Source organism: Aminobacterium sp. MB27-C1 (assembly GCF_030908405.1).
Classification (GTDB): Bacteria; Synergistota; Synergistia; order Synergistales; family Aminobacteriaceae; genus Aminobacterium.
The window spans coordinates 2273500-2296800 of record NZ_CP133089.1 but is presented as its reverse complement, the minus strand read 5'-3'; the positions used below and the strand labels follow the sequence as shown (position 1 = coordinate 2296800).

The following is a 23301-nucleotide window of genomic DNA, read 5'->3' as shown; positions in this document are numbered from 1 at the left end:
ACATCGAAAACGCCAGGAGGAAGGATCCCCCTGGCGTGCCCTTTACATTTGCAGTTACAATCCTTTATCCAAGAATTGCCTTTAAATCTTCTTCTGGTGTCGTCACTGGCATGAGATTCAGTTTTTCATGCAACACCTCAAAAACAGGTTGTTTCACGAAAGCAGGCAAACTGGGACCAATACGCATATCTCTTATACCAAGATAGAGCAAAGAGAGAAGAATGCAGACTGCTTTCTGTTCATACCATGACAAAACGAGAGAAAGTGGCAAGCTATTTACATCAGTATTAAAAGCCTCCGCCAATGCCATGGCAATACGAACAGCTGAATAGGCATCGTTACATTGTCCCACATCCAACAAGCGCGGAATTCCTTCAATCTCTCCAAACTCAAGTTTGTTAAACCTATACTTTCCACATGCCAGAGTAAGGATAATGGTATCTTTAGGTGTCATCGTTGCCAGATCTGTATAATAACTTCGGCCTGGTTTGGCTCCGTCACACCCACCAATAAGGAAGAAATGACGAATCTTACCAGCTTTTACAAGATCTACAACTTTTCCTGCTACAGATAAAACAGTATTTCTGGCAAAACCAATAGTAATTGTATGATCAGGAGCATCTTCAGTAAAACCTGGCGCATTAAGAGCTGCTTCAATAATAGGGGTAAAATCTTTCTCCTCTCCAATATGGGTTATCCCTGGCCAGGCAACAAGACCTGTTGTAAAAATACGATCTTTATAGGAATCCTTAGGTTTTTGAATGCAGTTTGTCGTCATTAAAATAGCTCCGGGAAACCGGTCAAACTCTTCTCGCTGATCTTGCCACGCACCTCCATAATTCCCAACAAGATGCTTATATTTTTTCAATTCTGGATAGGCAAGACAGGGCAGCATTTCGCCATGAGTATAGATATTGATACCCTTTCCTTCTGTCTGCTTCAGCAAAAGCTCAAGGTCACGAAGATCGTGCCCAGAAACCACAATAGCTTTTCCCTTAAGAGGAGTGACACGTACTTTTGTTGGTTCGGGATGTCCATAACGAGATGTATTGGCTCTATCGAGAAGCTCCATAACCGAAATATTCCATCTTCCTGCATCAAGAGCTCTCGCAACCAAATCATCTACTGTAAAAGTTTCGTCGCTCAGGTATGTCAGAAAGTCGTGAAAAAATCCGTAAATATCGTCATCATCGTATCCTAAAACATGAGCATGATCTGTATAGGCAGCACTTCCCTTTAGCCCGAAAAGTATAAGATCCCGAAGACCCTGCATAACCTCACCATATTTTGCAGCCCAAGCTTCAGGTGTCACTTTTTCACCATCACGAATCATTTCATCTCGACTATCGGGAAGCATATAAGAGGCTGGCCCTTTAAGTTCCTCAGGTTTTTTCCCTGATTTCACACAAGCCTGCTCATATAAATCTCTCGCTTTTTCTTTCATGGAAGCTGCTTCTTTAAGCATTTTTTCCATACGTTCTTCATCAAAGTTGACATTCGTAATCGTTGTAAAAAGAGCCTTTATAACAAACACATCTATATTGCGATCAATAGTTCCCATTTCTCGCGCCTTACTGGCGTACATGGAAATACCTTTTGTTATATGGATGAGAAGATCTTGAAGATCGGAAACCTCTGGAGATTTGCCACAAACACCAAAAGCCGTGCAACCCGTCCCTTTCGCAGTCTGTTCACACTGGTAGCAATACATACTATCAATCCCTCCTCTTCTTTATAACGCTACTTTGAGAACACATATTTTGTCGTTTCTTTATCTATAATTTTTCCACCTATGCTTATTTTTATAAGCTTGAGCGTTATATTGACCTTAGCATGTTCTATGGCATGGGAGATAAGACGAACTAGACCACCACAACATGGAACTTCCATATATATGGCAGAGATAGACTTGGGTTCATTGGCAACAATAAGTTGGGATATTTTATCTATATAGGCTTGAGCATCATCAAGTTTAGGACATCCTATTAAACAAACAGAATTTTCTTCCAGAAGAAATTGTCTGTGAAAATCAGCAAAGGCGTAAGCAGTACAATCAGCAGCAATAATAAGGTTGGCATGATGAAGGTATGGAGCATTTATTGGCACTAAACGAATCTGAACTGGCCAATTCCCCAATTGTGATTTTTGAAGATCTGTTTTCAGTTTCTTTTCAGATGCTTTTTCAATTCTACTTGATGTACTTGTCTTTCTCAAATCTGTTGCCATAGAGCCAGGACACCTCGCCATATGGCGTTTTACAGCGTCTTCATCGTAAGGAGCAGCCTCTCTTTCTTCAAAAAATATTGCTTCCTGAGGACATTTTCCAATACAATCACCTAAACCATCACAATAAGATTCGCTGACAAGCTTTGCCTTTCCGTCAATAATCTGGATCGCACCTTCATGACATGCTTGGGCACATAAACCACAACCATTGCACTTTTCTTCATCAATCTTAATAATCTTCCTTTTCACCATATGACTCATACACTTCACCTCTTACCAGATCTGATAACAACTTATCCCGCAAATACCCTAAAAATTCTTGCGTCATTTTCTGCAACAGACTTCCGAAAATACAGATATGAAAGGGGCACTCTTCGCAATGGAGCAAACAATAATTTTCCTCAGTTTTACCCTCTATCTCTTCGTATATCTCAAGTAATGATATACTTTCAGCTGACCGAGCCAATTCAAAACCACCGCCAGGCCCCCGTGAAGACTCGACAAAACCTGCTTTGACCAAACGTTGAAAAACTTTCGCTAAATGAGCCTCTGAAACATTAATAATTTCCGCCATTTCTTTTATGCTCATTCGTTTACCAGTAACAGCTAAAAGTCCCATCCCATGAAAAGCAAGGGATGCCGCTTCAGAAATAGAAACTATCGAATGCATTATGTGCCTCCAATTTTTAAAATCAGGAATTATAGTACCTGAATTCCTTTATTTGTCAAGGCATTTTTTGACAGCCTTTATATTGACGATTAAACTTACGATAATAAGTTGGTGATAAGTAATATTTTACGTATAGTAGATACGTATAAAGGACAGGTGAAGCTCGTGTCGATACGCACAAAAACGCTGCTTATTATAATCATTGCCTTTATTGTTAATGCCTTTGCGGCGTTCTGTATTGCTGATCGCTTCATTTTAAAAAGATTTATTGATTTTGAAGAGCAGACTTTCGAAAAAGATAATCAAAGAGTTCTTGAAACGGTAAATTATTTCAGAGAAAATCTTGAATCAATCGCAAGCGATTGGGCACCATGGAACGAAACTTATACCTTTGCTTCACAGTATAATGAAAAATATATTACAGACAACCTCATGGATGAAACCTTTACAAATCTCAACCTTAATCTTTTTCTTCTCCTTAACAATGACGGAAAAATTCTATATAGCACTCTTTTCGACACATCAACTTTTCAAAAAAAACCATTGATTCAAGAGTATGCAGATACCATAAAGGAAAGTATTCAAAATGGGGAAAAAGACGGTTCCTTTTCGGGGCTTATCTATATGGACAAACCTATGATTATTGCGCTTCACCCTATATTAAAAAGTGATTTCTCAGGGCCTTCCAAAGGATTTCTTGTCGTTGGACGTTATTTTGATGATAGTGCGCTGAAACAGGTTTCAACATATCTTGACATTTCTTTGAAGATTTTACCAACAGAAATCGATAATGAAGAATTTAACAGTGAATTGAAAGAACTCAAGCCTTGGCATACAAAATATAATTCGCTCTCTTCTTCGTTTTTAGAGGCCCAAACACTCATACCTGATATAGCAGGAAATCCCATCTTTCTTCTTGCAACAGCAAAAGAACGTACCCTTTTTCATTATGGACATCACACTGTTATTATTGTTCTTTTTCTTTTCCTCGGAGCACAGGGAGTTTTGGCAACTTTTATTCTCCTTTTCTTAAATAAAACGATACTTTTTCGCCTTCATCGTATGGCTAATAAAGTTAAAGAAATATCACATACCACTAATTTAGACCTCAGAGTATCCGATGAGGGAAAAGATGAAATTACTTTTTTATCTCATACTATAAACAACATGATCGACAACATTCAAAAAATACTAGATGCGGCTCCAGACATGTTTTTTATATGCGATATAAACGGAAATATTATTTTGTCTAATACACGAGCTTGTCAACTTCTTGATTATGAAAAAGAAGATCTCGTTGGTCATCCGCTCAACGCCTTTATCGGTCGAAATCCGTTGCCTGTTTTTGCACAAAAAGAGACAGCTCTTGTGAGAAAAAACGGAGATAGAATTCCCGTTGAATTTCAAGCTCAGAAACTCTCTCTCGGTAACAGAAAACTTATTCTTTCAATAGCAAGAGATATTTCTCATCGTAAAGATCTTGAAAATCGCCTTTATCATATGGCCTACAGAGATTCTCTAACAGGCCTTCCAAACAGGGCAAGTTTTATGGAGCGCCTTCACCGTATTCTCGGAGCAAATAAGCGAGGAAAAAGTATCCCCTTCCTTTTTATTATGATGGATGTAGATCACTTTAAAAATATTAATGATACATGTGGCCATCTTTATGGAGATCGTGTTTTACGGGAAGTAGGAAAACGCCTTCATTTTCTGCTCTCCGAAAATGATGTTTTTGCTCGTCTGGGAGGAGATGAATTCGTTCTACTTTTGCTGCATAAAGATAAGGAAGATGGTATGGCTTTTGCAGAGAAAGTCAAAGAGGTAATGAAGGACCCCCTGAAAATAAAAAATGTTTCAATAACTCTCTCTTTCAGCATGGGGATTATCACCAAAGCAGAGTGCTACAATTCTATTACAGACCTCTTTAGAGATTGCGATGTGGCATTGTACGAAGCGAAACGTCTAGGAGGAAATACTGCTGTCTTTTTTAATGGAGGGATAAAGAAAGCTTCCTGCCCGCAAGAGGGGATACATGGACAGGAAGCAGGGAACAGAGTTATTCGTTTTTAAGCTTTCGCCTTCACTGGGTGTGAAAGAATACTATTAAGAGCCGTAAGGCAAGAATCAATTTCTTCCTCTGTGTTGAAATATCCAACAGAGACACGTAATGCTCCTCCCATTGCTTCAGTACCAAGTGTTTTATGTGCAATCGGAGCGCAATGGAGCCCTGGCCGAGTCTCTATACCTGCTCTATCCACGAGTTCCGCAGCAATAATAGCGTGATCGTGTCCTTCAAAGTTAAGAGGGAAAACAGGCAGCCGTCCTTCCATAGTTTTTTTGCCCGCAAGAAGAATGGAAGGATTTTTATTTATTCCCTCAAGAAAACGAGCTCCCAACTCTATCTCGCGCGCATGTATCTTCGCCGGACCCTCTTTAATGAGCCATTGTAATGCAGCTCTCAAGCCAGCTATGCCTGGAAGATTAGGCGTTCCAGCTTCAAATTTATCAGGCATACAATCAGGTTGATATTCAAGGTGAGAAAAACTCCCCGTTCCCCCTTCAATAAACCAATCAACTTTCTCGGCAAAATCAGGATTCCAGACAATGCCACCTGTTCCTTGAGGTCCCATAAGTCCTTTATGCCCCGTAAAACAGAGAGCTGCCAAGCCTAAATCTGTCACATGAATGGGCAATACTCCTGCTGTCTGGGCAGAATCGATAACAAGGGGAACGCCAGCGGAACGACAAAGACGAGCTATTCCTTCTATATCTTGAATCGTTCCACACACGTTACTTGCATGGGTCATAACCATAAGATCGTATTTCTTTTCAGTTAAAGCCTCACCCAAAACATCAAGAGGAAGAACACCTTCACTGTCGCATTGGAGAACTCTAATTTCCACTCCGAGCTGCTGTTCAAGGCGTCGAAGAGGCCGCATGGAAGCATTATGTTCCATGCTACTCGTTAACACTCTCATTCCAGGTTTGAGAAAACCTTTAAGAACAACGTTTAGCGATTCGGTTATATTAGATGTGAAGGTTACATATCTAGGATCCGCATCTTCATATCCATGAAAAAATTCAGCCAACAATTCTCGACAATTTAAGACAAGGTCCATCGTCCCGAGATCACGTTTTGCTGTTGTCCCCCGGGCCAAATTTGCCCCTGAATTGACCAAAAAATCATACATTGCCTCTGGAACAACCTGAGGTTTCGGCCATGTTGTCGCCGCATTATTCAAATATATGGGCATATGACTTCACCTTCCGTTATATTTATTATAAAAATATATTATCACTAAATCTTTTTGACGCAAGAAAAAAGGTTGCTTCTTAAGAAGCAACCTCAAATTTATAACTTTAATTTGCTCGCTTGAAAACCCCGATATCGATAAGGCGATTTATATGATACTGAATATAGAAAAAAGTAAAAAAGAACGTCATTATCTTTGATGGAGCAATGTTAGGAAGAACATCTTCATCTCCAAAACTCGCAATATATTCACGAAGCATTTTTCTCATCTTAAAAGCAAGAATAATCCATGTAATCCATGATGCTATCCTCATAATGCCTTGTATTTCCGGATCTTGAATTGCAATGGAAAGCCCCCACAGAATAAGAGGTAAAGATGCCAACCATCCGGCAATTTTTTCTGTTCCTTTTAATTCATTAAAAGCCTTTTTTCTCAACAAAACCCATACTACTGGATATATACCGAAAGTAAGGATGGTAAAAAGAACTGCTATACCAACACTAACCCTCTTAAAAGCAATTTTTTCACCCGAAATCGATACTGGTGTAAAAACTGTTGAAGAGACTGATTCTTTTTCTATTTTCTTTTCCGGCAGAAGCGTTCCACAATATGCACAATATGTGGAACCTGGCTCATTGTTAGCACCACATGACGCACATGTCAGTTCCCTTTCAACATTGTCTGCTGCCATTCCATTTCCTCCTCAAATATAAACTATTTCATACGAGCGATAAGCTCTTCTCTGTCTGTTACATATTCCATAAGTTGTTTAAGATTTTCTAAAATCTTCTCCTCCTCAGAAGAACCTTGTTCTTCTACGGTAAAAAGATCAATTCCGTCTGAAATTTTCTCGATCATTTCGCTTATTTTCTTTTCAATGGGAAGGGCATCCTGACAACTTACAGGATCAGTGTATCTGATTTTTCCTACAAGCTTTTGGATCTCTAGCAAAACATCATCGCTCAATTCGTTATCTCGAGCTTGGGTAAGGACTCGGTTCAAACGATCTGTCCAAAGACGAATAGTATAGATATCTTCCTTCTCTTCTTTTTCCCTTGCCGTAATAGAAACAGCCGACATAAGCGTCGTTCCGCTTAATGACAAAAAAGCAGCTAATCCAATAATGTGCGTTACAGCATATCCTGTAACTGAGAATTCAAACCCCTTCCAGAAAAGGAGAGGATTAACAATCAAAAAAAGGTCGTAAAGAATTATAAGTGTTCCAAGACCAAAAAAAGCTGGCGTAGGAAGCCCCTTATCAAGATCTATACGAATCTGTAATAAACCAAACAAGAAAGAGATAACGATACCAACTAGGAGGAAGAAAAACGTTATCCAAAAATAAGCACTTCGTGCATCGGGCTCTGTCGTCATGAAGGAAACAGCAATAACAGCACTAAGAACTACCGCCATAACAAAAAGGAGAGCGAGACTCAATTTATTTTTCATTTTCATTAGAAACTCCTTCCCTTACTGGATAGGATTTTCATCTAGTTTCTGCCCGCAGGAAGGACAAAAACGAGCATTTAGATCTACGTTTTTTCCACATGAAGGACAGGTACGTTTCATTTCCCGGCCACAGAAAGGACAAAAACGCATATCAGCTCCTACCATATTGCCACACTGAGAACACTGAACGGGAACAGATGCCCCACATACTGGACATCTCATGGCTTCATCGGGAATATCATTGCCACATGATTGGCATAACCGTATTTTACGTCCACACTGAGAGCAAAATTGAGCATCGTTAGGAAGAAAAGCTCCACAATTAGAACAGGTAATGCCACTCGTCTTTGCTTGTTCTTTCGAACCATCGGTACGCAACTCCTCCGTCATACGAGCTGCCGTCTGTCCAAAAGCACCTCCAACGCCAACACCCATTCCCAAGCCTATTCCAGCCTGCATAAGGCCAGCGCCATTGCCTTCATTTTCCGCAGCCTTTTCGAGAGTGTCAAAACTTCGTTCCTGCTGATAGGAATACCCTAAAATATCCATTTCGGCCTTTTTAACAAGGGCATTTTTAAGTTGAATGACCACTGGGTCATCGTCTGGTACGTTCACTGAATTAGCAAAAAAATTAACGAGTTCAATGCCATAATCTCCCAAGATGGGACGAATTTCCTCTTCCATATGAGCTGATATTTCATTGAGATATGCATTTAGCTCAAGAATAGTCTTTTTCTCAATAACAATGTAACTCGAAATTAGATCTTTAATACGTGTAGTAAGAAGACCCCTGAAAAAACGGGTCAGATTCTCTTTGGTAAAGAGAGCAACATTACCTACAAGTTTAAGTAGAAATTTGCGAGAATCAGCGATTCGTATTCCAAATTGTCCATAGGAACGAACAGGCAGCCACACTCCATATCGAGGATCTTGAATCTGAATAGGAGTTGGCGTTCCCCATTTAATATCAAGGGAATAGAGCTTATTGACATACCATACTTCTGCCTTAAAAGGCGATTTCCCCCCATAAGGAAGGTTCATAAAAGTCGAAATAAGAGGAATGTTATTTGTGCTTAATGTATGACGTCCAGCTGGGAAAAGATCAAAGGCCTGTCCATTTTTAAATAAAATAGCCTCCTGTGACTCTCGAACTACAAGTTGTGTCCATGTGGACAATTCATCGGAACGACCAGTCCCATCTACAAATTTCCAGGCAAAAACGTCGTGAGGATCGGGTCCGTTATACTCGACAACTTTTATAACTCCCATTGATGATCACACCTATCGTCATGGTTTTATATGTATCTTTTCTACCAGTTTATCTGTTTTGCGACAAGAGTTGTTTGCTACTTTTCCCTTTTACTATAAACCATCCTGTTCCCACTATTCCACAAAAAAATGCCGTGTAGAAATTAGCAGCAGGACTCACCATCCATAACAAAGCTCCGCTGAAAGCCGCTACTGAAACAATGATATCGCGTATCATGTAGTATAAGCCAAACATGGCTGCACGACGGTCTGCCGGAGCTAAATCGAGAATAAGCGATTTCCTCGTTGGTTCACCAAACTCTTTAAATCCGCGAATAACAAATGCTCCTGCCAGCGGCCAAAAAGAATGAGAATGATAAAGTGCGATAGGAAAAATAGTAAAAAAGCAGAAAGTTATTGCAACGAAAATTTTTTTATTTCCCCTATCAGCTAGCCACGCCACTGGAATATAAATAAACATGGCAACAACCATCTCTATAGTTGTAAGAATCCCAAATTGAAAGGCTGAAACAGGATTAGCAATAGTCTTCATCGCCCAAACGACAACAAATGCATAAGGAATTTGTTCACAAAAACGAATCAATATATCTGAAATCAGTAAATTTTTAAGGTCTGTAGGCATAAGCTGAAAAACAATAAAAGGATTTTTTTCAGGGCGTTCTATGATTTCCCGATCAGGGGTAATAAGAATTTGTTGTAAAAAAAGGGCAAATCCAGCCAGTATGAACGCAATAACAAATGCAAGTCTGACCCCTGTTCTTTCTCCCCAAAAGCCTATCATTATTCCCCCTATAATAGGTCCTAGAGCCATAGGAATGCGTCTAATAAAGGAATGCATAGAAACACCCATAGTTCGCCTGTTAGAAGGTAAAACCTGAGCTATAAGCTTCATTGTCGCTGGTAAAGAAATAGCAGACCATGACAAAAACAAAAAGGAAGCCCCTATAACAGCCCACCAAAAAGGAAACAAAATAACGATAAGAAAACCGATCATTGCCAAGATATTGAAGAGAAAGAGGGACGTTTTTGTTCCTAAACGGTCGGCAAGATAGCCTCCCGGATATGAGTATAAGGCAGAAAGTAAATTATCAAGCCCATTAAGAAGGCCAATAGACAGAGGACCTCCTCCAAGAGCAATCAGGTATATAGGTAGAAAGCGTTCTGCTAATCTTTCTCCAAGACCGACTAATATAACCATGGAAAGAAGCCCGATCATACTTCGTTCCAAAGCTAAAAAGTTTAAAAACCTTTTCTTTAAATATGTAACTTTAAACATTTTATTTAATTTTACCTCTATTCTGTTCTAAGATTCTTCTTCCAACTTCATTGCATCTTTTAATAAATTCCCAAGATTGAGACTGGCAGATTCATTCCGCTCTTGAATTGTACGAACTGCAGCTTCAAGAGAACTTCTAATCTGTTCTTGCGTATAATATGGGGGAAAATAAAGAGCAGCAGAATCATCATGGCCGCCACCTCGCACTTTTTTACCATCTCGAAGAATACCAACTACACTACCTGCAATAGCATTTCGACTACGTAGAGACAAAACCCAATCTCCAAGAGCACGACGAGCAGCAACAGCAACGATTAACGGGGGATTATCACGTCGATCAAGAATGAGGCCACCGAAATCTGAAACATCTCCAAATTCGAGAATTCCATCTTCAACAAATGCAATATCCTTGAACCGATTTATAGTTGCAAGAGCTTTTTCAAACCGGATCTCTTGCCTTTTAATAAAATCACGAGCAGCCTCTTCTTCAAAAGGCTTCAAATGCGATGAAGGAGAAGCTGCCAAACGTGTTAAAACACTTTCAGGACCACATAATGTAATCATAGCCTGCCATAATCTGCTTTCTTCCCGCTGGTTTAACCATAAATCTCTATCGTTAGCAATATCCACCATGTCAGACAAACATTGGGATGCCGTACGAGGAGCGTGTTCAAGTAGCCATTCAAAGTAGACTTTTGCTGCACATTTTGATGTGTCGACAACTAGCCATGGACGATTGGCATAACGTTGAGCCGTTGTCTCATGATGATCAAAAACAAAGGGACAATTGAAAGGAAGGGTGTTTATATCGTAAGAATGATCAATCTCTTCTATAGTTTTTTCTTTTTGACAAAAAAGGTCGAGAACTATTGTAGGGATTTGTGCCTTTAAATTTTCGAGAATAAGACTATCCACACTACCATACCCAACAAGAGAAACTTTCACAGGAAACTCATTACGAAAATGATGCCATGCCACGGCAGCAGCAGTAATGCCGTCTAAATCTGTATGGCTGATAATATGACACATATATGCCATAAACATTCCCCCTAAAGATAAAAATCATGATACGTGTGTATTTCTTATTTTAACCGGAGTTTTCTAAAGATGTGTAGAAATTATCCACAAACGATGGATAAAAATATGATATGATTCCCTCTGCAAGAGTTTAGGTCATCCCTTGTGGGTAAAAAACATAAATTTTCCCCAACTATCCACAAGTTGTGAATAGTATGTGGATAGTTGGCAAAACTCCTGTACGACCCTTTGGTAAAGATTAGTCATTTTGACAGTTTATTTTTGAAATTCGAGTACTTTAGGTAACATGGGGCTTGTTCTCCTTTGAATAAATCGTGGATATAGTGTGGATATGTGGATAACTTTTGTGGATACGCTGTGGTAAGATGAGGTGAATCCATCGGTCGAGGTGAATAAATTGGTGGATAAAAAAATTAGTGACATCTGGGATGATGTTCTCAACAGCATTGAAAAAGCAATGCCTGAAGGGACTGCAGATTTATGGTTGAAAACCTGCGTTCCTCTCTCAATTGTGGACGGTGTCTTTATTATTGATGTTCCAAATGTTTTTGTTAAAGAACAAATTTCTAAAAGGTTTCAAAATCTTATCGAAGATATTCTTGACGATAAGGGATATGCGCAATCTATTGAATTAAAATTAGCTTCAGAAACACGAAAAGATGAACAACAACGAGCAGAGAGGGCTGTTCAACAAACAGGTACTCTCTCTAGAAGCGGCTTAAACCCAAATTATATTTTTAATAGTTTTGTCGTTGGTAAATCTAATCGACTCGCTCATGCCGCGAGTCTTGCTGTAGCAGAAACTCCAGGAGAAGCGTATAACCCTTTATTTATATGGGGAGGTGTCGGTTTAGGAAAGACCCACCTCATGCATGCTATTGGGCATTATGTTCTTAATAAAAACAATTCACTTAAAGTAACATATGTAAGTTCCGAAAAGTTCATTAACGAATTTATACAATCTATAAAAAATAACAGAACTCAAGAGTTTAAATCTAAATATAGAAATGTGGATATTCTTCTCATTGATGATATTCAATTTTTAGGAAACAAGGGAAGCAGCCAGGAAGAATTTTTCCACACATTCAATCAGCTTCATGTAAGCAAAAAACAGATTGTTATCTGTTCCGACCGTCCTCCTAAAGAGATACAAAATATAGAAGATCGTCTTGTGAGCCGCTTTGAATGGGGCTTAGTTACCGACATTCAAATGCCTGACCTTGAAACACGTATTGCCATTCTCGAAAAAAAGGCACAAATTCGTAACTACGAGGTTCCAGAAAACGTTATTTCTTTTCTTGCGCAAAACGTTCCAAGTAATATCAGAGAGTTGGAAGGAGCTCTTAATAGAGTTGTCGCTTGTGCAGAACTCAATAGTGAGCCTATTACTGAGGAAAATGCTGCCCAATGGCTAAAAGATATTATTCGCCACAACTCCAAGGGGCCCATTAGTGTTGATACTATTCAACAGATAGTTGCCGAGAATTTCAGTCTGAGAGTTGAAGATCTTGTAGGAAATCGACGTACTTCGGATATTGCCTTAGCTCGACAAGTCGCAATGTATCTTTGTCGAAAACTTACTGACGCAAGTCTACAACAGGTGGGACTTTCCTTTAATAAAAAGGATCACACTACAGTTCTCCACGCCCAAAGAAAAATATCCAAACTCATAGAAGAGCAGCCACGAATGAAAGAAATTGTGGATAACATAGAGAATAAGCTGTGAAAATAGCTCTGAATAGGATGTGAATAAGTAAATTATTCAAGTTTTTCACAATTCTACTGTGGACAATGTGTATAACTCGGGGAGAAGTTGTGAGTATTTATCCACCAAAGAAAGTTACATTTTAGAATGGCTGACGACGATTTCCACACTATCCACAGTACCTATTACTATCATTATTACCTATATACATAAATAATAAAGATAATAACAACGGGAGGGAATATGTTATGAGACTCCAGGTGAGCAAACCCGATTTCATGAAAAGTTGGCAAACAGCAGAAAGAGTAACAAGCACAAAAAGTACTATAAGCTCTCTTTCTGGAATTTTATGTCGTGTTGATGACACTTCTGTAATACTTGAAGCTACAGATCTCAAAACATCTATTAAGTGTATTGCCACTGGGGTAAATATCGAAGAAAGCGGAGAAGCTATTCTTCCTGTTAAAATTGTCGGAGAACTTTTTAAAAAAGCTCCTACTGAAACATTTACTGTTTCGGTGAAAGAAGGAAAAGGAATTATTTTTGCAGGAAGAAATACATATCGTTTTTCTACATACCCTGTTGAAGAATTTCCACATCTCCCCTCAGCAGATAATGCGCAATTTTTCTGCACTGCTAAAGCAGAAAAACTCTCTCAAATTTTAAGTGAAGGAACAGTTGCCAGTACCCTTGGAGAAGAGTTTCCCAAGTACTTAGGTGCAGCCCTTCTTGAACTTAAAGAGAGTGAACTTCGAGTAGTTTCCACTGATGGACGACGACTTTCTTTATCAAAAGCATTACTTGATGATTATGGTGAAACAGAAAAAATGCTTCTTCCTTTAGCAGGACTAAAAGAGCTTCTGCGTCAACTTTCATCTTTAGAAGCCGATAAGCCAGTTCGAATTCTTCACGATAATACACTTGCGTATTTTCAGATGGGTGATGTAGAATTTTCAATTCGGAAAATAGAATCTTCTTTTCCTAATTACGAGAAAATTTTAAATCCTCAAAGTACAACAACATTAACAGTCTCAAGAAACGCATTAACAGAAGCTCTTGAAAGAGTTGATGTTGTTGTTAAAGACCATAGTCGTATGGTTATTTTAAAACTTTCTCCTAATGGAGATCTTCGTATGATTGGACGAGCCCCTGAAATAGGCGAGGCTGAAGAAATATTAGATGCACAAATTGATGGTGAACCTTTATTGATTGCTTTTAATGTTTCTTACCTTCTAGATGGATTAAAAGCTTTACATAGTGAAAATGTATACGTTACATTCAACGGACCAGAAGGGCAAATGAGCATGCTTCGACCAGGCGGAAATGATTTCCTTTATATGCTTATGCCTATTAAGCTCAACGAATCTGAACTTGCATATGAAAGGAACGAAGAAGAATAGTCTATTGCAGACTGACTTCGTGGCATAATTTTAGAAATTTAACGCCTCGCCGTCTTGAATGGGCTGCGGGGCTTAATTTGCTTATTGGAAATAACGGCTCTGGAAAGACAAATGCACTGGAGGCTCTTCATTTTCTTTCTGGGTGGGGCCCTTTTCGTTCTCAAAGGAAAAGCGTTCTTGTGAACTGGAATATAGAAGAAAAACAGGCTTTTTTAAGAGGTTTTTTTTCTGGAGAAGGCGATATAGATATTGTGGCAACTGTAGGAGAGAAAAATGTTATCCAGTGTGATGGAAAACGAACGACGTATGGAACAATACGTTCTAACATTCCAACGTTGGCTTTTCTTCCTGGGGATTTGGCTATAGTAGATGGAGCTCCGTCAGTTCGACGTCAGTTTCTTGATCGTCTATGTGCTTTACTTTTTCCTTTGTATGTTCGGAAGATGAGTGATTGTCGTAAGACATTACGCCATCGTGCTATCTTGCTAAAAGAAAGAAAAGATCCTTCTCTAACTTCAAAAGTTCTTGCTCCTCTTGTTTCGTGGATATGGTCGACTCGAGCCGCTGCTGTTGATCTTTTAAATATAGGAATAAAAGAATTTTATGCACTTCTTCCTGCAGAAATAGAACTTACTTTTCAGAGGGGAGGAGCTTTTGATTTACAAGATCCACTCGAAGATTATTGGCGATCTGTTAAAAAATGGAGAGATAAAGAGCGTATCACAACAGTTCCCCAAGTGGGGCCACAACGGGATGATATGATTATTACGTCGAAGGGACAACCTGTGACGATGACGATGAGTCGTGGACAGAGACGGAGAACAGCAGCTTCATTAATGCTTGCTGCAGGATGGGCTGTAGAGAGAAAGATGCGTCGAAAACCTATTTTGATTCTTGATGAAATTGCAGCTGAACTTGATGATTATGGAAGACAGCTTCTTATTGAAACCCTTGTTCAATCGTCATGGCAGGTTTTTGCTGCGACTGCTGAGAGTTCTATGGGACATTGGCCGGGAGCTATTTGGAACGTTCACCAAGGAGATATTGAGAGAAAAAATTCATAGAGATTTAAGAGAAAAGAAAAGGTGAGATTGGAGAAATGGTGCAAAATAAGTACGATGTTATAGTTGTAGGTGGTGGTCATGCCGGGTGTGAGGCTTCTTTAGCGGCAGCTCGCATGGGAGCAAAAACCCTCATGTTAAATCTATATCTTGATAACACAGCTCTCATGCCTTGTAATCCTTCCATTGGTGGTCCTGCAAAAGGTCATCTCGTTCGAGAAGGAAATGCTCTGGGAGGCGAACAGGCAAGAGCGGCGGATCGTTCAACTATGCTTGTTCGTTGGCTTAATACGTCAAAAGGTCCAGCTGTACAGGCTTTACGGGCTCAATGTGATCTTCATGATTATAGAGATCATTTTATATGGGCTATACAAACGACACCTAATCTTGAAGTACATCAGGATATCGTTACCGATTTGTGGGTTGAAAATGGCCGCGTACGTGGGGTTAAAACGAAATATGGTTTTACATATGAAGCAAAAGCTGTGGTTCTGACAACAGGAACATACTTAAAGGGACAAGTACACATTGGCCTTTTAAGTTATGATTCGGGCCCTATGGGGCAGATGCCTGCTACAGAGTTAAGTCGTTCACTTATTGAAAATGGAATAGAATTAAGCCGAATGAGAACAGACACAACGCCGCGTCTTCACCTTGATACTATAGATACACCTTCTCTTGTCGAACAAAAAAGTGCCGAAGATCCCCTATGTTTTGATATTTGGGGCGAAAAGAAAACATATAAGGGATATTCATGTTATTTAACGCGAACTAATAGGCATCTTCATGACATTATCAGAGAAAATCTTGAACGTTCTCCTCTTTGGACAGGGCGGATGCATGGTTTTGGACCAAGATATTGCCCTTCTATAGAAGATAAAGTCATTAAATTTCCAGATAAGGATAGTCATCCTGTTTTTTTGGAACCTGTTTCATGGAAAAATAAAGAAGTATACGTTCAGAATTTTTCCACTAGCTTACCTTATGATGTCCAGGTAGCCATTGTTCATGCTCTGCCAGGATGCGAGAGGGCTCAAATTACGAGAGCTGGCTACGCTATTGAGTATGATTATGTTATTCCCACACAACTTTATTCATCTCTTGAAACCAAAAAAGTTAAAGGGCTATTTTGTGCCGGACAGATTAATGGAACGTCAGGTTATGAAGAGGCTGCTGCTCAGGGGCTTATGGCGGGTATTAATGCCACGTTGTCTGTTCGTAATGAGGAACCTCTTATTCTTAGAAGATCTGATGCATATATTGGGGTGCTTATCGATGATTTGGTTACTAAAGGTACAAATGAACCCTATCGTATGTTGACGAGTCGTTGCGAATATCGTCTTCTTCTTCGTTTTGACAATGCTGACCGTCGGCTTGCACCTATAGGAAGAAAATTAGGGCTTATTGATGATGACCGATGGAATCAAATACAGAAAAAATGGAACGTTGTCGATCAAGAAATAGAAAGGCTTTCACAGATTAGAATTACTCCGTCAAGTGAAGTTAATGGTTGGTTAAATAGCATAGGTTCTTCTCCTCTTGAAGAGGGGGTACGTGCAAAAGATCTTTTGTGCAGGCCTGAAGTAACATATGGAGGTCTGCAACCATTTTTGCCTGCTCTTGACTATACATTAACTGATGAAGAGGCTCAAAGTCTTACTATTGAGATTAAATATGCAGGGTATATTGAACGCCAGAAGAGACAGGTTCTTCGGCTTCATAAAGGGGAAAAAATCTATATTCCTGATGATTTTTCTTACGATGAAGTTCCTGGGCTCCTTGCTGAAAGCCGTCAAAAACTAGAAAAGATAAAGCCCCAAAATCTTGCTCAAGCCAGTCGTATTTCTGGTGTTACTCCGGCAGATATTCAACTTCTGTCTGTCTATCTTGAGACAAGAAGGAGGCGGAAAAAAAGTGAGGTTACGGCGTCGTAACGAAGCGAGTTCTATTGCAGCTTTGCTTGGTAGGTCTTTTTCGCCTGCAGCAAAAAAAAATATTCTTCTCTCTCATGTCGCTCAACGCTGGGAAGAAGTTGTTGGTAAAACACTGGCAAAGAAAAGCCAACCTTTTGCTTTAGAAGGTACGCAGCTCTGCATACGTGCAGAAAGTCCCATAGCTGCACAGCGTCTTTCCATGATGGGAGCCATAGTAGCTAAAAAAGTGAGAGATGGATGGGATCTCCCTGTATGTGAGGTTAAAGTTATTGTTGGCAATGTTCGTCAAAAGACAATAAAAACGGCGCAACGAAAAAGAGAATATATATCTCCGAGAACTGAAGATATTTCAAAAAATTTAGAGCGAGTGAAAGATAGGATTGATGATCCGGATATTGCATTGTCTTTAGCGTCTTTAATGGCTACATGGAGTCGTCGTTTTGGACAAAAGAACAAAAGATGATTTTTTAGTTCATAATAAAAAGCCCTGGAGAATAACTTCCAGGGCTTTCTTGTGCATCTATTTTTTATAGATTAGAGCATTTTTACAAAAATGCCGGCAATAATAACTGATGCGACGGTAACAGTCGTAAATCCACCGACAAGCATTTTAGGTAACATATGGTCCATAAGAAAATTAAATTCTTCTGGGTTATCTGCTAGAGCTCTGGCAGCTTCTTCGGTAAGAATGTAATTGGGAGGGAAACCATAGAGTGCAGTAAGAGTAAGGGCAAACGCCATAGCTTTTGAATATCCAAGTAGTTTGCCGACGATCATTGAAGCAATTCCCATACCTATAACGCCAATGATAATAATAATGACAAGATCTCCTGCCATTTGTGTCAACATAGCCGGTGTTGCTTTTGCTAACGCTACAAAAACATAAGCCATTAATGAAAGCATTAAATATCCAAACGATCCAGATTTATTTAAAGGCTTTCTTTCGAGGAAACCTATTTCTGCAGCAATGACACCAAAAATAAGGCAGAGAACGAATTTGGAAATAAAATCATTCATCAATGCGGAGGCTCCTACAGCAGCCCATGCTACAAGGCCTGTTTTTGCCAAAAGCATGAAAGTAGTTTGATATGAATCAGGAAGAGGGGGAATAAATTGAAAACGGCCTCGAGTTTCAGCTGTTTGTTTATTTGATTTCGAATTTACTTGAAGTTTTTCGAGTTCTTCTCCTCCATTATGATAAATACTGAGCAAACGTTTTCCTTCTTTTTTCAGAGCTAAGGCTGTTAATGGATATCCAACGAATCCTTGCATAACGTACATAACGATGGCAAGAATAGCAAGAGTTGTTAACCCTTTTTCTGTAGCTGCTTGATTCATCATGATAGCAGCAACGATTCCTCCTGTGAGAGGAGGTGTTCCAACAATAATGGCCTCCTTCGCTACAAAAAGACGACCTAAAGTTAATAATACGCCAACCATACCTCCAATTCCGCATAACGCAATGGTAATAGTTTTCCATTCAGATACCAATTCTTTGAGACTCATTAAAGTTCCCATATGAACCAATAGCAAGTACATTGCCATGAGAGCAACAGGCATACCAAGACCAGCGATGATATCAACATTGCTTGGAACAAAAGTCCAGAAACCAAAAAGAAAAAGCGTAGCGGCGACAAAAACAGAGGGTACAAAAGCTTTCGTCTTATTTGAAACAACATCCCCAATGGCCATAAAAACAGTAATAACACAAAAAGACATTATGACGCTCATTTGTTGCATACGCAGACACCTCCCTGAATTTTTTACTTCGTATGGTTCGACTGGTGCGACAAATAATGACAAGCAATACCAGCTAAAAGAGCAGAGCCTGTCTTGAGAACATCTTCATCTATTTGGAACTTGGGGTGATGATGTGGAAAATTTATTCCTTTTTCAGGGTTACCGGCTCCGAGGAAGAAAAATGCCGATGGAACATGTTGACCAAAATAGCTAAAATCTTCCGATCCCATAACAAGGCGGCACTCTTCTACATTTTCCTTACCTATTAATTCTGCTGCTACATCCATTGCCATGGAAATCATATCGGGGTCGTTTATTGTTGCGGGTAAAAATCGTTTATAATCAAGTTTGCCTTCACATCGGGAAGCGAGACACTCTCCTTCAACAATTCGATGAATGGCTTCTTCAATGTGATCCTGAACTTCTGGATTAAATGTTCTGACTGTTCCATTCATGGTGACTGAGTCTGGAATGATATTGAAACTGTTTGAATTTGTTTGGAGTCCGCCGAGACTTACGACTGCTGTTTCCTGAGGATCTATTTCTCGACTGACAATAGTATGAAGGGCAGTGACAATTTTTGAAGCGGCTATAGTCGGATCGACTGAAAGTTCAGGTGATGAACCATGTCCGCCCTTTCCTTTAATTCTGAGATACCATCCGTCAGCGGAAGCCATAATAGCTCCTTTTCGATAAGCAACTTTTCCTGCTGGAATGGGGGCCCATATATGGAGACCAACGGCAGCATTTACATTCTCTAAAGCTCCTTCTTTGATCATTGCTAAAGCTCCAGACTTTATGCCATGTTCTTCCGCAGGCTGGAATATAAGTCGAACGCGTCCTTTGAGCTCATTCTTCATATCAGCTAAAATATATGCAGCACCAAGGAGCATTGCTGTGTGAGCATCGTGGCCACAAGCATGCATGTAATCATTTATCGAAGCAAAAGGAAGACCTGTTTCTTCTTTCAGGGGAAGGCAATCAATATCAGCTCTCAAAGCGATACACGTTGAATTTTCTGCGCCGCCTATTTCAGCTACAACGCCAGACTCTGTGTCGCCAAAGCCGACTTGGATAATAGAATACCCTAATTCTTTTAATATTTCGATAATTTTTTGTGTGGTTTCTACCTCTTTCCAGGATAATTCAGGATGAGCATGAAAATGTCGGCGGAGTTTAATAATTTCGTCTTCATATTTTTCAGCGAGTTGAGAGATGGTATTGTACATAATTGTTCCTCCTTTTTTACAAAAAGACATATTTTGATAGTGAAAATTATATTGATAATTTAAAAAAATAAACCTTGATAGAAGATTATCTAATTTCATCATATAAATCAAGGATTTTACTTCGATAAAGAGCAAAAAGGCCAAAAGAAAGGAGTGGATATTGTATGCAAAAGAGTAAATTTATTAAAAAAATTTGTATAAGTTTAATCTTAATAGGAATTATGAGTTGTCGCTTGTGTGCAAGTGAATGGGACGATCTCGTTCGTTTTTACAATTTAAAGTCAGATATGACAAAAGAGGTTAATGAATACAGTGAGAAATTACTTCAGGAAGCTTATAATCTTTCTGCAGAGGATTTGTGGAGATCGTTATACCAAGATTTGACTCCACGACAAAAGGCAGCTAATGGTCTTTCTCTTTTAGAAAAACTATGTTCAGGAAATATAGGGAAATGGGAAAATGTTAAAGGATTCTGGTATCCGACGCTTATACCTCAATCATTGGCAGTGATAGATGGTTTTTATATTCTTGTTTTATCTCTTACTGAACTTTCTGATGAACCTGCTCCGTGGCTTGCTTACAACCTCATTCATGATTTGCGTTCTTCATCGAGAGGTAAATTCTATTTTTTAGAAACAGCTCCTGCGGAATACGAGCTTATACTTAAACGTTTGGAGAAACGTGGTGTTCCTGTTCCTCCCCATTGGTTTGAATTTATAAAGAGGGGAAGATTGCCTCTTGTTCGTTCCTTTCGAGGGTGGATCAGTTATAATAATGTCCTTTTTAAAAATATGGTTTTTCTTGACAGCGTTGGTCGGCCTGCATCAAACGGATATTATGCGTGGGATCGAGACACAGGGTTTATTTATGAAATAGCTACAAGGGAGCGAAGACGTATTTTTATTCCTTGGAATTAATTATTTTATATTTCGTACGGAGGCCAATATATTAACTATGTTCACTCTTTTGCTTTCTGAAACAAAACAATGGATTCGCCGTGAATGGGGAACGTTGCTCTATATGACTATAGGCACAATTATCATGAGTTTTGCTATCATTGCTCTTACTGTGCCTTATAAATTTGCTAGTACTGGCCTCACAGGAATAGCGCTTATAAGTCACTACGCCTGGGGAATTTCTCCAGCTTGGATTCTTGCCTTTGGTAATATTATTTTGCTTCTTTGGGGATGGAGAGTATTATCGCCACGTTTTGTGTTTCTTACACTCTACGTTTCTTCTCTGATGACAATTTCAATCATGTTTTTTGAGCTTTTTACATATCCGGTACTCCATAATATTTTTTTAGCGGCAATTCTAGGAGGAGTGCTAGGAGGCTTGGGAATGGGACTTGTTTTCAGAGGAGGAGGATCCACTGGAGGAACGGATGTCATTGTTATGGCGGCGAGAAAAAAATATGGTATAGATGTAGGAATGTACTCTTTTTACATCAATATAGCTATTCTTCTTACATCGTGGTTTGTTGTTGATTTAGAACAGCTTCTTATGGGAGGAGTTCTTCTCTATATTGAGAGCCTCACTATTGATAATGTTTTAAAATCATTTGATCGTAGAAAGCAATTGATGATTATTACGAATCACACTGACGATGTTAAACAATTCATTATTGATGATCTTGATCGTAGTGCCACAATAATTGATGCAAAAGGCGCCTATTCAGGAGAATATAAAAATATGCTGATGGTGGTTTTAACAAGAAGACAGGCTATGGAGCTTAAACGCTATACTGTTTCTATTGATCCAACGGCTTTTATCATTCTTTCCGATGTTTCGGAAGTTGTCGGCTGTGGTTTTAAACACTGGAAGAATATTTAGTTTTTCTTTAAAAAGGCTTGTCATAAGGAGGTTGAGATTCTCCAAATGGAAGTAATTACCAGAATAGACACAATGCGTGAAAAGTTAATTAGCAGCAGACAGGTTGGTCAGAAAATAGGGCTGGTACCCACAATGGGTTTCTTACATGATGGACATCTTTCTCTTATTCGTAAGGCAGCTCAAGAAAATGACATTGTTGTTGTTAGTGTCTTTGTCAATCCTACGCAATTTGGCCCTCAAGAGGATTATGAAGAATACCCACGGAATGTTGAAAGGGACGCTCTTTTAGCTGAAGAGGCAGGTGCTACTTTTATTTTCCATCCATCAGTTGAAGAAATGTATCCGGAGAATTATGAGACATATGTTGAAGTTACAGATTTGACCAAGGTTTTATGTGGTCGTTCTCGGCCAGGGCATTTTCGTGGGGTTACAACAGTCGTAACAAAACTTTTTAATATTATTCAGCCGGATCGGGCGTACTTTGGTCAAAAAGATGCTCAACAGGCTATTGTGATTCAAAAAATGGTAAGAGATCTCAACCAAAACGTAAAAATTTGCGTATGTCCTATTGTCAGGGAAAAAGATGGCATCGCGATGAGTTCTCGTAATACCTATCTTACAAATGAGGAACGGATGCAGGCGGCTGTTCTTCATAAATCTCTCGAAATGGCCCAAAAAATGATCGATGAAGGGGAGCGTGACGCTAAAACGATAACAAAAGCGATAGAAAAACAGATTTGCACTATGGAAAAAGCTTACATAGATTATGTAGCTCTTGTAAGCTTGCATAACTTACAGCCTCTTACAGTGCTTTCTGGAGACATACTCATTGCTTTGGCCGTTAAATTTGGTGCAACACGTCTTATTGATAATGTAATCATTACCGTATAGAAAAGGCATTATATTGCATATAATGTAACAGATAGTGTTTATATCCCTTGACAGTTTTCTATTTGTTTCGTATAATCCGTCCCAATCTATGGAAACTGGAACTTTATAATATTACTACGCTAAAGGCAATGAAACAGGGCGTTTTTTCTGATCTATTATTCCTTACCAGAGATGGATGTTCACCGGCTGAGAGACATCCTTAAGGAGGCGGGAAAATCTTAAAACCTGTTGAGCTGGGGTGGAAAGGCATAGAGCTGAAGTACACTCACGGACTTATCTTCACGTTACGAAGATCGAGGCGGAACACAATATAGATGTGTTCAAGC

General features: G+C 39.3%; 20 protein-coding genes. 9 read left to right on the top strand and 11 right to left on the bottom strand.

Annotated elements, in window-relative coordinates; translation table 11 throughout:
* Positions 1–64: 64 nt before the first annotated feature.
* The 3 genes from hcp to RBH88_RS11065 are packed head-to-tail and all read right to left on the bottom strand — an operon-like array spanning position 65 to position 2896.
* Positions 65–1711, bottom strand: a complete 1647-nt coding sequence (hcp, locus tag RBH88_RS11075) for a hydroxylamine reductase (protein ID WP_213699222.1) — start codon at positions 1709–1711, stop codon at positions 65–67.
* A gap of 29 nt (positions 1712–1740) precedes the next feature.
* Positions 1741–2487 carry an ATP-binding protein gene (locus RBH88_RS11070; protein WP_213690071.1) on the bottom strand — a complete coding sequence of 249 codons (747 nt, stop codon included), beginning with the start codon at positions 2485–2487 and terminating at the stop codon, positions 1741–1743.
* A complete protein-coding gene (locus RBH88_RS11065) occupies positions 2456–2896 on the bottom strand; it encodes an Rrf2 family transcriptional regulator (RefSeq protein WP_213690072.1) in 441 nt (146 codons plus the stop codon). Before RBH88_RS11065 ends, RBH88_RS11070 begins: the two co-directional genes overlap by 32 nt.
* Positions 2897–3061: 165 nt before the next feature.
* Here RBH88_RS11065 and RBH88_RS11060 point away from each other — a divergent pair, with 165 nt between their 5' ends.
* Positions 3062–4966 (top strand): diguanylate cyclase domain-containing protein, encoded by a 1905-nt coding sequence (locus tag RBH88_RS11060; RefSeq protein WP_307879647.1) that lies wholly within the window; start codon positions 3062–3064, stop codon positions 4964–4966.
* Here the strand turns inward: RBH88_RS11060 and RBH88_RS11055 are convergent.
* The 6 genes from RBH88_RS11055 to RBH88_RS11030 all read right to left on the bottom strand — a co-directional run bounded on the left by RBH88_RS11055 (position 4963) and on the right by RBH88_RS11030 (position 11182).
* Entirely contained in the window at positions 4963–6150 is a 1188-nt protein-coding gene (locus tag RBH88_RS11055; protein ID WP_213699221.1) for an aminotransferase class V-fold PLP-dependent enzyme, read from the bottom strand. The genes RBH88_RS11060 and RBH88_RS11055 overlap by 4 nt on opposite strands.
* Positions 6151–6256: 106 nt before the next feature.
* Positions 6257–6841 carry a DUF4234 domain-containing protein gene (locus tag RBH88_RS11050; protein ID WP_213690104.1) on the bottom strand — a complete coding sequence of 195 codons (585 nt, stop codon included), beginning with the start codon at positions 6839–6841 and terminating at the stop codon, positions 6257–6259.
* A gap of 23 nt (positions 6842–6864) precedes the next feature.
* The gene (locus RBH88_RS11045; protein ID WP_213695529.1) at positions 6865–7599 is read right to left on the bottom strand and encodes a hypothetical protein; all 735 of its coding nucleotides are present in this window, start codon (positions 7597–7599) and stop codon (positions 6865–6867) included.
* A 21-nt stretch (positions 7600–7620) separates the two neighbouring features.
* Positions 7621–8868 (bottom strand): SPFH domain-containing protein, encoded by a 1248-nt coding sequence (locus RBH88_RS11040; RefSeq protein ID WP_213699220.1) that lies wholly within the window; start codon positions 8866–8868, stop codon positions 7621–7623.
* Between the two features lie 49 nt (positions 8869–8917).
* Positions 8918–10144, bottom strand: coding sequence for an MFS transporter (locus tag RBH88_RS11035; protein ID WP_213690077.1), 1227 nt, complete (start codon positions 10142–10144; stop codon positions 8918–8920).
* 27 nt (positions 10145–10171) lie between these two features.
* Complete coding sequence (locus tag RBH88_RS11030; protein ID WP_213690078.1) at positions 10172–11182, bottom strand: DHH family phosphoesterase; 1011 nt, start codon at positions 11180–11182, stop codon at positions 10172–10174.
* A 397-nt stretch (positions 11183–11579) separates the two neighbouring features.
* On the opposite strand from RBH88_RS11030, the gene dnaA reads away from it, so the two are divergent.
* The 5 genes from dnaA (at position 11580) to RBH88_RS11005 (ending at position 17745) form a co-directional block, all read left to right on the top strand.
* Positions 11580–12908 (top strand): chromosomal replication initiator protein DnaA, encoded by a 1329-nt coding sequence (dnaA, locus tag RBH88_RS11025; protein ID WP_213690079.1) that lies wholly within the window; start codon positions 11580–11582, stop codon positions 12906–12908.
* Between the two features lie 227 nt (positions 12909–13135).
* Entirely contained in the window at positions 13136–14287 is a 1152-nt protein-coding gene (dnaN, locus tag RBH88_RS11020) for a DNA polymerase III subunit beta (protein ID WP_213690080.1), read from the top strand.
* The gene (gene recF / locus RBH88_RS11015) at positions 14284–15351 is read left to right on the top strand and encodes a DNA replication/repair protein RecF (protein WP_307880087.1); all 1068 of its coding nucleotides are present in this window, start codon (positions 14284–14286) and stop codon (positions 15349–15351) included. The genes dnaN and recF overlap by 4 nt, the downstream gene beginning before the upstream one ends.
* Before the next feature lie 35 nt (positions 15352–15386).
* Positions 15387–17282: a tRNA uridine-5-carboxymethylaminomethyl(34) synthesis enzyme MnmG gene (gene mnmG / locus RBH88_RS11010; protein ID WP_213701448.1), complete on the top strand. Its 1896-nt coding sequence runs from the start codon at positions 15387–15389 to the stop codon at positions 17280–17282.
* Positions 17263–17745, top strand: a complete 483-nt coding sequence (locus RBH88_RS11005) for a DUF721 domain-containing protein (protein WP_213690082.1) — start codon at positions 17263–17265, stop codon at positions 17743–17745. Before mnmG ends, RBH88_RS11005 begins: the two co-directional genes overlap by 20 nt.
* Positions 17746–17816: 71 nt before the next feature.
* Here RBH88_RS11005 and RBH88_RS11000 read toward each other — a convergent pair whose 3' ends face one another.
* Complete coding sequence (locus tag RBH88_RS11000; RefSeq protein WP_307879646.1) at positions 17817–19022, bottom strand: hypothetical protein; 1206 nt, start codon at positions 19020–19022, stop codon at positions 17817–17819.
* A gap of 23 nt (positions 19023–19045) precedes the next feature.
* Positions 19046–20251 (bottom strand): M20 family metallopeptidase, encoded by a 1206-nt coding sequence (locus RBH88_RS10995; RefSeq protein WP_213690083.1) that lies wholly within the window; start codon positions 20249–20251, stop codon positions 19046–19048.
* Between the two features lie 164 nt (positions 20252–20415).
* On the opposite strand from RBH88_RS10995, the gene RBH88_RS10990 reads away from it, so the two are divergent.
* Genes RBH88_RS10990 through panC form a run of 3 tightly spaced genes read left to right on the top strand, consistent with a single transcriptional unit; the run spans position 20416 to position 22975 of the window.
* Complete coding sequence (locus RBH88_RS10990; RefSeq protein WP_213690084.1) at positions 20416–21168, top strand: hypothetical protein; 753 nt, start codon at positions 20416–20418, stop codon at positions 21166–21168.
* Between the two features lie 37 nt (positions 21169–21205).
* On the top strand, positions 21206–22084 hold the full coding sequence (locus RBH88_RS10985; RefSeq protein WP_213701449.1) for a YitT family protein: 879 nt from the start codon (positions 21206–21208) through the stop codon (positions 22082–22084).
* 45 nt (positions 22085–22129) lie between these two features.
* On the top strand, positions 22130–22975 hold the full coding sequence (panC, locus tag RBH88_RS10980; RefSeq protein ID WP_213690086.1) for a pantoate--beta-alanine ligase: 846 nt from the start codon (positions 22130–22132) through the stop codon (positions 22973–22975).
* Positions 22976–23301: the final 326 nt, after the last annotated feature.

Bases quoted from the DNA above. Each gene is read 5' to 3' on its own strand.
- RBH88_RS10995 (WP_213690083.1), bottom strand. From the start codon at position 20,251: ATGTACAATACCATCTCTCAACTCGCTGAAAAATATGAAGACGAAATT.
- RBH88_RS10990 (WP_213690084.1), top strand. From the start codon at position 20,416: ATGCAAAAGAGTAAATTTATTAAAAAAATTTGTATAAGTTTAATCTTA.
- RBH88_RS11045 (WP_213695529.1), bottom strand. From the start codon at position 7,599: ATGAAAAATAAATTGAGTCTCGCTCTCCTTTTTGTTATGGCGGTAGTT.
- panC (WP_213690086.1), top strand. From the start codon at position 22,130: ATGGAAGTAATTACCAGAATAGACACAATGCGTGAAAAGTTAATTAGC.
- RBH88_RS11065 (WP_213690072.1), bottom strand. From the start codon at position 2,896: ATGCATTCGATAGTTTCTATTTCTGAAGCGGCATCCCTTGCTTTTCAT.
- RBH88_RS11035 (WP_213690077.1), bottom strand. From the start codon at position 10,144: ATGTTTAAAGTTACATATTTAAAGAAAAGGTTTTTAAACTTTTTAGCT.
- RBH88_RS11050 (WP_213690104.1), bottom strand. From the start codon at position 6,841: ATGGCAGCAGACAATGTTGAAAGGGAACTGACATGTGCGTCATGTGGT.
- RBH88_RS11070 (WP_213690071.1), bottom strand. From the start codon at position 2,487: ATGAGTCATATGGTGAAAAGGAAGATTATTAAGATTGATGAAGAAAAG.
- RBH88_RS11030 (WP_213690078.1), bottom strand. From the start codon at position 11,182: ATGGCATATATGTGTCATATTATCAGCCATACAGATTTAGACGGCATT.
- RBH88_RS11000 (WP_307879646.1), bottom strand. From the start codon at position 19,022: ATGCAACAAATGAGCGTCATAATGTCTTTTTGTGTTATTACTGTTTTT.
- RBH88_RS11040 (WP_213699220.1), bottom strand. From the start codon at position 8,868: ATGGGAGTTATAAAAGTTGTCGAGTATAACGGACCCGATCCTCACGAC.
- dnaN (WP_213690080.1), top strand. From the start codon at position 13,136: ATGAGACTCCAGGTGAGCAAACCCGATTTCATGAAAAGTTGGCAAACA.
- mnmG (WP_213701448.1), top strand. From the start codon at position 15,387: ATGGTGCAAAATAAGTACGATGTTATAGTTGTAGGTGGTGGTCATGCC.
- RBH88_RS10985 (WP_213701449.1), top strand. From the start codon at position 21,206: ATGTTCACTCTTTTGCTTTCTGAAACAAAACAATGGATTCGCCGTGAA.
- hcp (WP_213699222.1), bottom strand. From the start codon at position 1,711: ATGTATTGCTACCAGTGTGAACAGACTGCGAAAGGGACGGGTTGCACG.
- RBH88_RS11055 (WP_213699221.1), bottom strand. From the start codon at position 6,150: ATGCCCATATATTTGAATAATGCGGCGACAACATGGCCGAAACCTCAG.